At 64.3% G+C, this 13527-nt stretch carries 16 protein-coding genes and 2 pseudogenes; 15 read left to right on the top strand and 3 right to left on the bottom strand.

Annotation, left to right across the window (positions count from 1 at the left end; genetic code table 11):
• Nucleotides 1–61: 61 nt before the first annotated feature.
• Nucleotides 62–808, bottom strand: coding sequence for a S1 family peptidase (locus IC232_RS15235; RefSeq protein ID WP_190845838.1), 747 nt, complete (start codon nucleotides 806–808; stop codon nucleotides 62–64).
• Nucleotides 809–833: 25 nt separating this feature from the next.
• Here IC232_RS15235 and IC232_RS15230 point away from each other — a divergent pair, with 25 nt between their 5' ends.
• From IC232_RS15230 to IC232_RS33085, 6 genes are all read left to right on the top strand, one after another.
• Nucleotides 834–1400, top strand: a complete 567-nt coding sequence (locus IC232_RS15230; RefSeq protein ID WP_190845837.1) for a head-tail connector protein — start codon at nucleotides 834–836, stop codon at nucleotides 1398–1400.
• A 198-nt stretch (nucleotides 1401–1598) separates the two neighbouring features.
• Entirely contained in the window at nucleotides 1599–1934 is a 336-nt protein-coding gene (locus IC232_RS15225) for a phage head closure protein (RefSeq protein WP_190845836.1), read from the top strand.
• Nucleotides 1931–2341, top strand: coding sequence for a DUF3168 domain-containing protein (locus IC232_RS15220; protein WP_190845835.1), 411 nt, complete (start codon nucleotides 1931–1933; stop codon nucleotides 2339–2341). Before IC232_RS15225 ends, IC232_RS15220 begins: the two co-directional genes overlap by 4 nt.
• 174 nt (nucleotides 2342–2515) lie before the next feature.
• Nucleotides 2516–2926, top strand: a complete 411-nt coding sequence (locus IC232_RS15215; RefSeq protein WP_190845834.1) for a phage major tail protein, TP901-1 family — start codon at nucleotides 2516–2518, stop codon at nucleotides 2924–2926.
• Between the two features lie 163 nt (nucleotides 2927–3089).
• The gene (locus IC232_RS15210) at nucleotides 3090–3419 is read left to right on the top strand and encodes a gene transfer agent family protein (protein WP_190845935.1); all 330 of its coding nucleotides are present in this window, start codon (nucleotides 3090–3092) and stop codon (nucleotides 3417–3419) included.
• 6 nt (nucleotides 3420–3425) lie between these two features.
• The gene (locus IC232_RS33085; RefSeq protein ID WP_312895175.1) at nucleotides 3426–3725 is read left to right on the top strand and encodes a phage tail assembly chaperone; all 300 of its coding nucleotides are present in this window, start codon (nucleotides 3426–3428) and stop codon (nucleotides 3723–3725) included.
• Between the two features lie 484 nt (nucleotides 3726–4209).
• On the opposite strand, the gene IC232_RS15200 is transcribed toward IC232_RS33085, so the two are convergent.
• The gene (locus IC232_RS15200) at nucleotides 4210–4575 is read right to left on the bottom strand and encodes a hypothetical protein (protein WP_190845832.1); all 366 of its coding nucleotides are present in this window, start codon (nucleotides 4573–4575) and stop codon (nucleotides 4210–4212) included.
• A gap of 493 nt (nucleotides 4576–5068) precedes the next feature.
• Between IC232_RS15200 and IC232_RS15195 the strand changes: the two genes are divergently transcribed.
• Nucleotides 5069–5575 (top strand): phage tail tape measure protein, encoded by a 507-nt coding sequence (locus tag IC232_RS15195; RefSeq protein ID WP_312895174.1) that lies wholly within the window; start codon nucleotides 5069–5071, stop codon nucleotides 5573–5575.
• Nucleotides 5576–5927: 352 nt separating this feature from the next.
• On the opposite strand, the gene IC232_RS15190 is transcribed toward IC232_RS15195, so the two are convergent.
• Nucleotides 5928–6173 carry a YdcH family protein gene (locus IC232_RS15190; RefSeq protein ID WP_190845831.1) on the bottom strand — a complete coding sequence of 82 codons (246 nt, stop codon included), beginning with the start codon at nucleotides 6171–6173 and terminating at the stop codon, nucleotides 5928–5930.
• A gap of 81 nt (nucleotides 6174–6254) precedes the next feature.
• On the opposite strand from IC232_RS15190, the gene IC232_RS15185 reads away from it, so the two are divergent.
• From IC232_RS15185 to IC232_RS15150, 8 genes and pseudogenes are all read left to right on the top strand, one after another.
• Nucleotides 6255–6893: a DUF2460 domain-containing protein gene (locus IC232_RS15185; protein ID WP_190845830.1), complete on the top strand. Its 639-nt coding sequence runs from the start codon at nucleotides 6255–6257 to the stop codon at nucleotides 6891–6893.
• 269 nt (nucleotides 6894–7162) lie between these two features.
• The gene (locus IC232_RS15180) at nucleotides 7163–8053 is read left to right on the top strand and encodes a DUF2163 domain-containing protein (protein ID WP_190845829.1); all 891 of its coding nucleotides are present in this window, start codon (nucleotides 7163–7165) and stop codon (nucleotides 8051–8053) included.
• A gap of 191 nt (nucleotides 8054–8244) precedes the next feature.
• Nucleotides 8245–8673 (top strand): annotated as a pseudogene (locus tag IC232_RS15175) (NlpC/P60 family protein); the annotation flags it as partial.
• A 5-nt stretch (nucleotides 8674–8678) separates the two neighbouring features.
• Nucleotides 8679–10157 (top strand): annotated as a pseudogene (locus IC232_RS15170) (glycoside hydrolase TIM-barrel-like domain-containing protein); the annotation flags it as partial.
• Nucleotides 10158–10768: 611 nt separating this feature from the next.
• Nucleotides 10769–12307: a DUF2793 domain-containing protein gene (locus IC232_RS15165; RefSeq protein WP_190845828.1), complete on the top strand. Its 1539-nt coding sequence runs from the start codon at nucleotides 10769–10771 to the stop codon at nucleotides 12305–12307.
• A gap of 8 nt (nucleotides 12308–12315) precedes the next feature.
• A complete protein-coding gene (locus IC232_RS15160; protein WP_190845827.1) occupies nucleotides 12316–12861 on the top strand; it encodes a glycoside hydrolase family 108 protein in 546 nt (181 codons plus the stop codon).
• A gap of 1 nt (nucleotide 12862) precedes the next feature.
• Nucleotides 12863–13072, top strand: coding sequence for a hypothetical protein (locus IC232_RS15155; RefSeq protein WP_190845826.1), 210 nt, complete (start codon nucleotides 12863–12865; stop codon nucleotides 13070–13072).
• Between the two features lie 94 nt (nucleotides 13073–13166).
• Complete coding sequence (locus IC232_RS15150) at nucleotides 13167–13481, top strand: PepSY domain-containing protein (protein WP_190845825.1); 315 nt, start codon at nucleotides 13167–13169, stop codon at nucleotides 13479–13481.
• Nucleotides 13482–13527: the final 46 nt, after the last annotated feature.

Below are 13527 nucleotides of genomic sequence, written 5' to 3'. Positions count from 1 at the left end.
AGGAGGGACTTTGTAAGGCAAGACCTCTGCGACGAGGATAGTTCCGTTACATCGTAAATTTCTAAAACCCGTTGCCGCTCCACAACGCAGCACGGTTCCAGCCCTTCAAAGTCCGGTCGATCCACTCCCGCTGCGGGCCGACGAGGATACCCTGCGTGAGGCCTCCGCAGCTGCGGCCCTTGGCCGGCGCAGCCCAACTCGTGATGGCAGCAACCGTCGCTCCGGACGCCATCGGCCCGCCGGAATCGCCCTGGCAGGCGCTGGCTGAACCGGACCCTTCGGCCCAGAGCAGAATCCTGCTTGATCCATAGGGTTCGACGGCTGTCAGCGACGCGGTGCGGAAGGTGCCGGTGCTCTTGGCGTCGCCCTCGCGGGCAAGCCCATAGCCGCCCACGGTGACGAACGTGTTCTCGGGGACCCTCGAAGCGCCGAGCGTCGCCTGCTCGAAGCGCGTGGGCAGCGTCTCGGGAATACGAACGAGCGCGAGATCGATAGAGCGCTGGCGCGTCTCGATGGCCTTGGCGTTGTAGCCGGGATGCACGGCCTTCGCGGCCGGCACGATCAGCACGGGCTCGCCGGCCTCGTCGCGAAAATGCACCCGGTGCTCGGCCGCGCCCGTGACGCAATGGGCGGCGGTGAGCACCACGTCGGGGGCCAGCACCACGGCGCTGCACACGCCGCCGTTCGAACTCAGCACCATCACGCTCTGGCGCGACAGCGGTCCCTCATCGGGCTGGCCGCCGACGATGGCGTGGGCGCCCGCAGCAGGCAGCGCCAGCGCAAAACAGAACGTGATCAGACGTTTCATGACAGCACAAGGATCCTTGTTTCCGATGATTCCCATATTCGTCAGCGGCCCCGCCGTCGAGCCCATTACGCTCGCCGAGATGAAGGCCTACCTGCGCGTCGATGAGGACGATGCCGCGCAGGATGACCTGATTTCAGGCCTCATCAAGGCAGCCAGGCTCATGATCGAGGCGGCATCCCGGCGGATCCTCATCGAGCAAAGCTGGCGCGTGGTGCTCGACCGCTGGCCCCGCGATCGCGTGATCCTGCTGCCGCTCTCGCCGCTGATTGCGGTGGATGCGATCCGGATCACGGATGCTTCGGGGGCCACGGCGGAACTGCCGGACGATTCGTTCGAGGCAGATGGGTTGAGCGAACCGCCGCGCATCATCGTCAAGGATGCGCCGGAACCGGGCAGACCCCGCTACGGCATCTCCATCGCGCTGCGGGCCGGCTATGGGGCCACGCTCGAGGCAGTGCCTGCAACCCTGAAGCTCGCCATCCGCATCCTCGTGGCGCACTGGTTCGAGAACCGCGGCGACGTCATAGGCGAGCAGATCCTGCCGCCCGAGGCTCTTGCGCTTGTGGCGCCGTTTCAGAGGGCGCGGTTGTGAATATCGCTCTCACCGTCATTCCGGGGTGCCGAAGGCGAGCCCGGAATCCATAACCGCTAACGGTGCAGACCGAGGCGCACCGCCGCTCGCTCTTTCCTGAGACCTAGTATTTATGGATTCCGGGCTCCGCTACGCAGCCCCGGAATGACAGTGAGAACTGCATCAAGCGCTTGCACTCTTCCTTTCAAAGACCATTCCATGAAAACCAAATCAATTCCCATCGGCGCGCGCTCGCGCCGGTTCGTGCTTGAGCTGCCGCTGGAGCGGCCCGACGGCTTCGGTGGCGTTATTCGCTCCTATGCACCGGGGCCTCAAATCTGGGGTGCCATCGAGATGCTCTCAGGCCATGAGCGTGTGTGGGCCGACCGGCCCGAGCAGAGCCTGACGCATCGCATCACCCTGCGCTACCGCGAGGGCGTGACGGGCGCCATGCGGCTCACCTCGGGCCTGCGCCGTTTCGCCATTCGCGCGGCCTCCGATCCGGACGGATCGAAGCGCGACCTCGTCTGCCTCGTCGAAGAGGTGAGGGCATGACGAGCCCGGTTCTCTCCTTGCGCCGCGCGATCATCGATGCGGCCTCAGGCGACGCGGAGCTGCGCGCGCTCATGGGCGGATCCTTGCGCCTCTACGACGAGCCGCCGCGCGGGGCCGAGCCGGTCTATGCGCTCTTCGGCGACGTGAAGGCCGAGGATTGGTCCACCGATCTCGATCGCGGTCATGCGCAGAGCATCGATCTCGTGGTCTGGTCGGAGAAGGGGGGAGCACGCACGGCGCTCATGGTCGCAGACCGCTTCTTCGCGATCCTCGACGATGCGCCGCTCACCGTTGAGGGCCACCGCCTCGTCAACCTGCGCGTCACCGAACTCACCTCCGCCCGCGACAAGGATTCCGGCCTCGCCCGCGTCACCCTGCGCCTGCGCGCGGTGACCGAGGTGGTGTGAGGAGCCCATATGCAGCCCGGTGTCATCCCCGGCGAGCCGCAGGCGAGGGAAGGGGATCCATAACATGGCGCGTGAGAGTGGATTCCCTTCCCCTCCGCTGCGCTCCGGCCGGGAATGACACGGCACCTCGGGCACCCCTGTGAACAATTTCATCAGCCAAACATAGGACATCCCATGCCTGCTCAGAAGGGCAAGGATCTGCTCATCAAGATCAGCGACGGCAGCAACGCCTTCGTCACCGTGGCGGGCCTGCGTACGCGCCAGATCGCCTTCAATGCCGAGACCGTCGACGTGACGCATGCTGAATCCGCCGGACGCTGGCGCGAGTTGCTCGCCGGCGTCGGTGTGCGCCGCGCCAGCATCTCCGGCTCGGGCGTGTTCAAGGACGAGGTGTCCGACGCGCGCATGCGCCAGGTCTTCTTCGACGGCGACATTCTCACTTATCAAATCGTCATCCCGGATTTCGGTCGCATCGAGGGCCCGTTCCAGATCACGAGCCTGGAATATCGCGGCGACCATGCGGGTGAGGTGACCTTCGAGATGGCGTTCGAGTCTGCGGGCGCATTGGCTTTCGTGGCGTTGTGAACGCAGCATCGTCGCGATCATCCTGAAAACACACCCTCTTCGTCATCCCCGGGCTTGTTCCGGGGATCCACGTCTTTGCACCGTTGCGGTTCCTAAGACGTGGATGGCCGGAACAAGTCCGGCCATGACGGCGGAGGATTTCCCAATGAGAAAGAAGAAACACATGCCCAACAGACGACGGGGCGAGGTGGCGCTGCAGCTCGGCAGCACGCGCTACACTCTTTGCCTCACGCTCGGCGCGCTCGCGGAGCTGGAGGATGCCTTCGGCGTGCAGGATCTCAATGCGCTTACGGAACGCTTCGGCACCGGGTGCCTGTCGAGCCGCGATCTCCTCACGTTGCTCGGCGTTGCCCTGCGCGGCGGTCAAACGTTAAGCGATGCGGAGGTGGCGAGCCTGCCACTGCACGAGGGCATCGAGCCCGTGGCAGCGGCGCTGGCCGACCTCCTCGTCATGACCTTCGGCGGAGGAGAGGCATCGCCAAACCCTCGGTAGTGCATCGTGCGGTTTCGCACGGTGCGCTGTTCGAGCAGGGGGGACGTTGGGTCAGCCCCAAAAGCGTCTTGCACTTTCGGGACTGATGCTCCTGCTGCAGGACTTGAGCGCGAGCCTCACGCCTTTCCCTGGGATGACGCGCTGATGCTGGGCTTGAGCATCCTGCGGTGGAGCCCGGAAATCTTCAGGCGCGCAACGCCGCGAGAATTGCTGGCGGCTTGGAACGGATTGAGCGGCGGGCGAATGATCGAGCCTGCGCTGAGCGGCGATCTCAGACGGTTGATGGAAGCCTTTCCAGACGGGTAAGCCTCAATCGTCGTGAGAAAACTCAGGTTAAAGGATAGTAGTCTTGGCGAAACACCGCACCATTCCGCTTGGCGCAATCAATCTCGAGATCCTCCTGCAATTCGTCTCGCCTACGTGAGGCGGGTTGCTTGGCAACGGCTGTTCGGGCCTCTGCTTTGCATCGCATCGAAATGCGCTCCCACTCTGCATCTGGCATTGTGACCTTACCGACGAATGTCGCACCTTTCAGCTTCGCACACATGTTGAAGAGCCGGAACCGCCTGTACTCAGTTGGAGTCTTGAGGCTTGCCGATGCCGTCGCCTTTTTCGCTTCTTAGAGGCATTCATCGTACATCCGGTTCACTTGAGCGGAGCTGATGCCGGGTGTCTTGTAGATCGACCTCGTTGGTGGGGCGCTGACACAGGCGCCCTGTGCGCATAGCGGGAGCGCAGCAAGGATCAGGTGAGCTTCAATGAAAAAGATGAGCGTGAGGTCATTAGACACTCATGATCCCAGCCGATTGATTTGGTCAGTTGTCCCAAGGTAATGGGCGCCCTTCGCTTCCATGCAGAGCACAAAGATTTTCCGCCAGTTTTCTCCGGCCGTGACGCTGTTTTTGGCCTGGATCGCAGTCTTTTCAGCCTCCAATTCGCACTCTGCTTCGGCTTGCGAATACTGTTGTTGAGACAAGCCTTGTCGCTTGAAAACAAAATCTGGCCTTGCCGTTGTGTTGCAGCCGGTAAGGAGGGCAAGCAGAAATACAAAAGATATAAGGGGATACATCTTGGCTGATGATAACCAAGCTTCCAAAGACAAATCTCCGAAATCAGAGATCGATAAAGATAGAGAACGCCAGCTCAACGCTCTCATAATCTAGTTCCAGTAGTAAGGCTGGACCGCAATGACTCTGTGGTCCGGGATTCTCATGGTGTCGGTGCTCCCAAGGAAGATAGCACCTTTCGCCTCTGCACGGAGAATATACAGCTTTCGATATTGCTCAGTCGCAATGATGCCGATCTTGATTGGTGCGACTGCTTTCGCAGCTTCGTACTCGCAAGTTTTATCGACCTGTACCCACTCAGTTTGCTTCAGCGATCCGATCTTGAAGAGAAGCTGAGGTCTGTCTCTCTTTTCGACACATCCAATAAGTGCTGCAACAGCCAGAGCAATCAGGAAATAACGTAAGATGTCAACAGAACCAATCGGCCCACCTAAGGTAAGCCCGAATGATGAGACGGAGAAAGATCGCGCTCGCTAGCTCAACACTCTCATCGGCCTCTCCGAAAAGTTCGGTGACTCTCTGTCCAATGCATTCGCCAAGAATGTCTCGGAAGGCAAAAAATTTTATGACGTTCTGAAATCCGTGCGCCAATCACTTGTGGAAACGGGGCTTCGGCTGGCACTGGCGCCGCTGCAGCTCGCCTTAAGCCAGAGCGTGAAGGGCATGATGACGGGCGCTCTTCATGGCTCGCTGCCGATGGATGGCGGCGGGCTTCTTGGCGGATTGGCTAAGGGGTTGAGCTCAATCCTAGGCTCCCTATTCGGCGCCGGCGGCCCTGCGCTGGCCAAGGGTGGCGTGCGCTCCCGCGGCATGCTGATGCCCTTCGCCAAGGGCGGGGTTGTCGGCGCGCCAACCTATTTTCCGCTCGGACGCGGGCTCGGCCTGATGGGCGAGCAAGGGGCGGAGGCCGTGATGCCGCTGGCCCGCGGGCCGGACGGGCGCCTCGGCGTGCGGGGCGGCGCGGGAGGCCGGCCGGTCTCGGTGACCGTGAATGTCACGACCCCGGATGCGGACAGCTTCCGCCGCTCCGAGGCGCAGGTGTCGGCTGCGCTGGCTCGGGCGGTTGCGCGGGGCCAGCGCGGGATGTGAAGCGGGTGCTTTCCGCAAGCACAGCCTCATCCTGAGTGGCTGGCTCATAAAGTGCCGACAAGCCCTCCTCCCCCCTTGTGGGGAGGAGTTGGAGGTAGGGTGTGAGCGATAGCCAATGAAGGTCTGGCGCCAGCACCCCCACCCCGGCCGCTGCCGCGGCACCCCCTCCCCACAAGGGGGAGGGGGTGCCCATGCCCAATGCCAAAAGGGTTTGATGAGTCAGCCTCTGAGGAGAATTGCGTGCGCAATCCGTCTCGAAGGAGGATCCCGAGACCACTGGACGATCCTTCGAGACGCAGCCTTACGGCTGCTCCTCAGGATGAGGGCTGTGCATTGTGGCTGAAAACTTCGATCAAGCCTCTTTGACCTCCAGCATCGCCATGATCTCGTCCTTGATCTGCAGGCGGCGGCGCTTGAGCTCTTCCTCCGCTTCGTCGGTGGTCGGCTCCACCCGGGTCTCGACGCGGTGGATGGTGCGGTTCAGCTCGTCGTATTCATCGTAGAGCCGCGCGAAGCGGCCGTTGCTCGTCTTCAGCTGGTGGATCCGGTCGACCTTGTCCGGGAAATCCTGCGCCAGGTCGTTGGGAGCATTGCTCATCGCGGGCCGCCTCCGTGTTGAATGGCTTGCGCCTCGTCAACGCCACCCCGGTTCTTTCGTTTCAACCTTCAGGATGTCCCTATGGCCTCAGACTTCCACGAGGTCCGCTTTCCCCTCGACGTCAGCCTCGGCAGCCGGGGCGGGCCCGTGCGGCGGACCGATATCGTCACGCTCGCCTCCGGCCGCGAGCACCGCAACAGCCGCTGGGCCGGCTCGCGCCACCGCTACGATGCGGGGCTCGGGATCAGGACCGTCGATGCGCTGCACACGGTGATCGCCTTCTTCGAGGAGCGGCGCGGCAGGCTCTACGGCTTTCGCTTCCGCGACCGCACCGACTGGCGCTCCGGCCCGCCCTCCAAGGAGCCGACGCCGCTGGACCAGCGCATCGGCACCGGCACCGGGGCGGAACGGAATTTCCAGCTGGTGAAGGCCTATGGCTCCGCCTTCGCGCCCTACAGCCGTAGCATCGCCAAGCCGGTCGGCGGCACGGTGCGGGTGGCGCTCAACGGAGTGGAGCAGGCGGTAGGCGCGCAGTTCAACTGCGACCCTGCAACAGGCATCGTGACCTTCGTGGCCGCGCCGCCCGCCAGTGCCATCGTCACGGCGGGCTTCGCCTTCGACGTGCCGGTTCGCTTCGACACGGACGAGCTCGACATCGACCTCTCCACCTTCGACGCCGGCGGCATCCCGCAGATCCCGCTGATCGAGATCGTGCCCTGACGTTCACCTATGTCATCCCTGGACTTGTTCTGGGGATCTACGCCTTCTTATCCGCCTCTTCAGCCTCATCCTGAGGAGCAGACGCAGGCTGCGTCTCGAAGGATCCTCCAGTGCTCTCTGGAGCCTCCTTCGAGACGGCCACTGCGTGACCTCCTCAGGATGAGGCTGGAGGTGGACGAAACAATCTGAAGACGTGGATGGACGGGACGAGCCCGGCCATGACGAAGAGGGTGAGGCGACGGACATCTCAACACATTTCAAGGCCATCCATGCGCACCATTCCTGAAAACCTCTCTGCCCATCTGGCCGAGGGAACGACGACGCTGTGCCATTGCTGGCGGCTCATCCGGCGCGACGGCGTTGCCTTCGGGTTTACCGATCATGATCGCGACATCAGCTTCAGCGGCACCCCCTATGCGGCGCGCTCGGGGTTGGAGGCAGCGGAAGCCACCGCCGAACTTGGTTTCGCGGTCGGCGGCGGCGAGGTGGCGGGCGCGCTCATCTCCGCAGGGCTCACCGAGGATGACATCGCGTCCGGCCTCTATGACGATGCGAGCGTGGAGACCTGGCTCGTCAACTGGAGCAATGTGGAGGAGCGCGTGCTCCTGGACATCGGCTCCATCGGTGAGATCCGCCGGGCCGACGGCAGCTTCGTGGCCGAGGTGCGGGGGCTCACGCACCGCTTCGACGAGGAGCGCGGGCGGCTCTTCCGCGCCACCTGCTCGGCTGATCTCGGCAATGCGCAATGCGGCGTGAACCTCACCGCGTCCATCTATTCCGACACCGGAACGGTCACGCGCACGGATGGTGCGCTGAGCATCGCCGCCTCCGGCATCGGCTTTGCAGACGGATGGTGCAATGCGGGCAGGCTCACCTGGATCGTCGGCGACAACGCAGGTGTGTCCGTCGAGATCAAGGTGCACCGGGCGATCAACGGCACGGACGAGTTCGACCTGTGGCAGCGCGCGCCTCAGCCCATCAACATCGGTGACACGTTCCGCGTCACGGCGGGCTGCGACAAGACCCATGGCATGTGCCGGAGGAAGTTCGACAACGCTGCAAACTTCCGCGGCTTTCCGCACATGCTCGGCAACGACTTCATCATCCGCATGCCGCAGCAGGGCGAGCCGGGATTGGATGGCGGGAGCTTCTTCCGGTGATGCCGTATTCATCCTCCCATTGAGGGGGAGGGTCGACGCCCTTCAGGGCGGCGGGGTGGCGTGGCAGCGCGACCTTGCCCGAGCAGACTCGGATCAAACAAGCAGCCAATTAAACCACCCGCGCCATTCACCCCACCCCGGCTCTTCGAGCCGACCCTCCCCCTCAAGGGGAGGGTGCTGCCGCACGTTTTATGGTCATGCCCTCACCACATCTCATCATCGCCGAAGCCCGCTCCTGGATCGGCACACCCTATCGTCATCAGGCCTCGCTGAAAGGCGTCGGCTGCGACTGCCTCGGGCTGCTGCGCGGCGTTTGGCGCGGTGTCATGGGGGCGGAGCCCGAGCTGCCGCCGCCGTACTCGCCCGATTGGGCGGAGGCCGGGGCCGATACGCTTGTCGCGGCCGCGCGAAAGCATCTCATCGAGATCGATTGCACGCAGGCTACGGCCGGCGACGTGCTGCTCTTCCGCTGGCGCGACAACCTGCCGGCTAAGCACTGCGCCGTCGCGACATCGCCCGACACCATGATCCACGCCCATGACGGGGCGGCGGTTGCGGAAGTCGCGTTCCGTCCCTGGTGGCGGCGTCACCTGTCCCATGCCTTTCGTTTTCCGGATGCACCCTCATGGCCACCATCGTTCTTCAAACCGTCGGCTCCGTCGTGGGCGGCATGGTCGGCGGACCGATCGGCGCCATGGCGGGGCGTGCGCTTGGCGCCCTGGCGGGGGGCGCCATCGACAACGCGCTCTTTTCCGGCAGTGACACCAAACATGTGGAAGGCCCGCGCCTCAAGGACATCGACGGACTCACCTCCACGGAGGGCGCGCCGATCCCGCGGGTCTATGGCCGAGCGCGCATCGGCGGCCAACTCATCTGGGCGACGCGTCTGGAGGAGGTGGTGAACACCGCTACCGACCGCGGCAGCCAGGGCGGCAAGGGCATGAGCGGCCCGAAGACCGTCACCACCAGCTATTCCTATTTCGCCAATCTTGCGGTCGGGCTGTGCGAGGGGCGCATCGGGTTCATCCGCCGGGTCTGGGCCGACGGGCGCGAGCTCGATCTGAGCACGCTCACCATGCGGGTGCACAAGGGAAGCGACACGCAAAGTGCCGATCCGCTCATCGTCGCCAAGGAGGGCGCGGATCATGCGCCCGCCTATCGCGGACTGGCTTATGTGGTGTTCGAGCGCCTGCCGCTCGCCGATTTTGGCAACCGCGTGCCGCAATTCTCCTTCGAGGTCGTGCGCCCTGTCGACGGGCTCAACCGCATGGTGCGCGCCGTGTGCCTCATCCCTGGCGCAAGCGAGTTCGGCTATGACGCGCAGCCCGTGATGCAGGTGCTCGATCTCGGCAAGACGCGGCCGGAGAACCGCCACCAGCTGCAGCGTTCAAGCGATGTCGCGGCATCGCTGGATGCTCTTGAAGCCTTGTGCCCGAACCTCAAGCGCGTGTCCCTCGTGGTGGGCTGGTTCGGCGACGACCTGCGCGCCGGCTCCTGCCTCATCGAGCCGCGTGTGGATGTGAAGACCAAGACCACCGACGGCGCAACTTGGTCGGTAGCCGGGCTGACGCGGGAGGATGCGAAGGCGGTCTCGCTCGTGAAGGGCGCACCGGCCTATGGCGGCACGCCCTCGGACGAGAGCGTGATCCGGCTGATCCGCAACCTGAAGGAGCGCGGCCTTGAGGTGGTGCTCTATCCCTTCGTGATGATGGACGTGCCTGCCGGCAATGATCTGCCTGACCCGTATGGCGGCACCGGGCAGCCGGCCTATCCCTGGCGCGGACGCATCACCTGCCATCCTGCGCCGGGAGAGGCGGGATCCCCCGATGGAACGAGCGCCGCTGCCACGCAGGTGAACCGATGGTTCACGCGCAGTGACGGCTTCAACCGCATGGTCCTGCATTATGCAGCGCTGGCCGAACAGGCGGGTGGCGTGCACGGCTTCATTTTGGGTAGCGAACTCGTCGGCCTCACCCGCGTGCACTCCGCCTCGGGCGTCTATCCGGCGGTCGCGCGGCTGCGGGAGCTTGCGCAGGATGTGCGCGCGATCCTGCGTGCCTCGACGAAAATCGTCTATGCGGCCGACTGGACGGAATATGGCGCCTGGATCCGCCGCACGCGCCGCAACGGCGACGGCTGGGAGGCCGTGGACGTGCCGCTCTCCGAGGACGCGGAGGCCTATGAGATCGACATCCTCAAGGGTGGTCAGGTGGCAAGGAGGATCACGAGCACGCAGCCATCCATCCTCTATACACAAGTGCAGGAGATCGCCGATTTCGGCGCTGCTCAGTCCTCACTTGCACTCGCCGTCGCACAGATGAGCGCCATCGCAGGCCGCGGCTTCGAGCGGCGTGTCACGATCTCTGTGCGCTGATACCCACTACGTCATGGCCGGGCTTGTCCCAGCCATCCACGTTTTCGAAGCTCTAAGACGTGGATCCCCGGAACGAGTCCGGGGATGACGTGGGAGGGTGTCATTCCCGGGAGGACGCGCAGCGGAGGGGAAGGGTATCCATGGCACTGCGTGTGCGGGTGGCTCCCCTTCCCACACTTCGTGCGCCGGGGATGACATCCGCTTCGTCATGGCCGGGCCTGTGCCGGCCATCCCGATGAGGATCGTGCCGCGCTCTTCAAATCGAGATCACCGGCACAGGGCCGGTGATGACGTGTGAGACGCACGACCGCTTTCACTCTTTAACCAGAGCACATTCTTTCATGTCATCGACGCCTCATCTCGCCCTGCCGCTCATCGCTGCCGCGCAGGCGCAAAAGCATGTCACCCATAACGAGGCGCTCGCCGCCCTCGATGCCCTCGTGCAGCTGGCAGTGAAGGAGCGCAACCGCACCGCGCCTACGGCCACGCCCGAGGAGGGCGATCGTTACCTCATCGGGGCGAATGCCACCGGCGCCTTCGCCGGCCACGAGGATCACGTTGCCCTATTCGATCTTGGGCTCTGGCGCTTCTTCCCGCCGCAACCCGGGTGGCGGGCCTATGTGGAGAACGAGGACCTGGTTGTCGTCTTCAACAGGAACGAATGGAGGATCTTCGGCTCAATTCCCGACGAGATCCACAACCTGCAGCGGCTCGGCCTCGGCACCTCCGCCGATGGGTTGAACCGGCTCTCGGCGAAACTCAACGCGGCGCTGTTTGCGGCACTGGCAACGGACGAGGGAGGAACCGGAGACCTGCGTTTCGTGCTCAACAAGAGCACAGAGGCGAACGTTCTCTCGCAGCTCTGCCAGCGCGGCTTCAGCGGACGCGCGGAAACAGGCCTCATCGGCAGCGACGATTTTTCAATACGCGTCTCCCTCGATGGAAGACTGTGGCGCGATGCGCTCGTAATCGACCGCCGGACCGACATCGCGTCGTTTCCGTGCGGCCTGTCCGACGCGCCGCGCGCCAATCTGCTGATCAATGCCGCGCTCGTGGTGAACCAGCGCCGGTTCGCCGGCGGAGCTTTGGGAGAGGGCGTTTTCGGCTTTGATCGCTGGAAGGGTGGGCCGGGCGGCTGCAGCGTCATGCGCGCGACCGATGGCACCATCACGCTGGCGGGCGCCATCGAGCATGTGATCGATGCCGCGCAGGCGGCGGCCGAGTTCGGCGCGGCCAATCTTGCGGGCGCAACGCTGACCGTCTCGGTTGAGAACCCCTCCGCGCCGCTGCCGGTCGTCATCGGCTCCAAGACCGCCACGATCCCGGCCGGCTCCGGGCGTCAGGCCGCGAGCGTGACCCTCGACGGCGGAGAGAGCGGCAACATCACGCTGCGCCTTCAACCGAGTGCCGCCTGCTCGTTCAAGCATGTGAAGCTGGAAGTGGGCGCTCAGGCAACGCCCTGGCGGGCGCCGCCTCTCGATATCGAGGAGTATCGCTGCCGCCGCACTTACCAGCGTCTCGCCACAACCGGTGGGGCGCCCGGCATTCTCGGCTATGTTGCGCAGCGCGTCGGCATGAACATCATCGATGCGGTGTGCACCCTGCCGGTGCCCATGCGGGCCGATCCCACGCTCGTCACCAGCGGGTTCGCCTGGGTGAATGCACCGCCTGTGGGCAATCAAGCTGGCTTCTTCAGCAACAGCAGCGCGGTCTGGGCCGCTCTTACCGGTGCGTTGACGGTGACGACCGCAACGCCCCCAAGCGCCTCGTGCCCCGTTCTGCGGTTTCGGGCCGGTTCCACGTTCACTGCGGCAGCAGGCGGCGTCGGCAACCTCCATCTTGGGCCCGACGCCTTCATCGCGCTTGAGGCGGAACTGTGAGGTCGCCCATGAGCGCATCGCGCTTTCATCGGGCGGTCGAACTGGTGCTGCAGCACGAGGGCGGGTTCGTGGACCACCCCAGGGATCCGGGCGGGGCGACGAAGTTCGGCATCACCCGCGAAACCCTGTCCCGAGCAAGGGGGCGTCCTGTCTCAATCGATGACGTGCGGGAGCTGACCCGGACGGAAGCCGTTGCGGTCTATCGAAGGCTCTACTGGGATGTGCTGCGCGCCGATGAACTGCCGTCCGGGATCGATCTCGCCGTCTTCGATCTTGCCGTGAATTCCGGCCCTGAGAGGGCCGCACGCATGCTCCAGAGCATCCTCAGGGTTCCGGCGGATGGGATCATCGGTCCCGTGACCCTGAAGGCGGCCTTGGGGGGGGCCGATCCCGCGGAAACGATCCGCCGCCTGACCCGGGCCCGCCTCGGTTTTCTCGGGCGCCTTGCCGCCTGGCCCGTCTTCGGGCGCGGCTGGCGCAGGCGGGTTCTCGCCGTCGAGCAGGGGGCTCTGCGGCTTGCTTCTTCTCCACCCCTTCACTCCAGGAGCGTTTGACATGTTCGATACCAAAACCATTCTGGCCAGCCGTACGGTCTGGTCTAACCTGATTGGCCTGTCGGCCCTCATCCTCGGGCTGTTCGGTTTCGACGGCTCGGCTCTCGCCACCGGCGAGGTCGAGGAGGCGCTCGTCCAGCTCATCGCCGCCGGCAGCTTCATGGCCTCGACCCCCTTCCGGATCGTCGCCACCAAACAGATCCTGAACTGAAGGATTTTTAAGGCCTTGGGGCCGGTTTATCCTTCCCGAACCGGCCCTAGTTACATTCAGAATTCGTTCAGTGCGGCAAAGGCATGGTCACCTCATGCGTCTGGTTTGTCTGGTCATAGCGTTGTGGGGGGCGATGGGGGCGGCCTATGCGCAAAGCGTATCGGCAGCCCTCGGAAACTGCCTTCCACCCCGCGAGATGCAGGAAGCCGTAGCCTCGAAGGGCGTCGTCACGCCGGCCTCCGCCGTGATGACGGCGCGCCGCCAGGTGCCGGGCGCCGACGTGGTTCGGGCGAGCCTCTGCCGCAACAGCGATGCCCTTGTCTATGTGATCATGGCCTTGCAAAAGGACGGTCGCATCGTGCAAGTGATGATCGACGGCTCTTCCGGGCGCGTAAGATCGGTGAAATAACGCATCGTGCGGAAAAGTGGGGACCGGTTTTCCGCGCCTAACGATG

This window comes from Microvirga sp. (assembly GCF_014699075.1).
Classification (GTDB): Bacteria; Pseudomonadota; Alphaproteobacteria; order Rhizobiales; family Beijerinckiaceae; genus Microvirga.
This window is presented reverse-complemented; position numbering and strand designations above follow the sequence as displayed.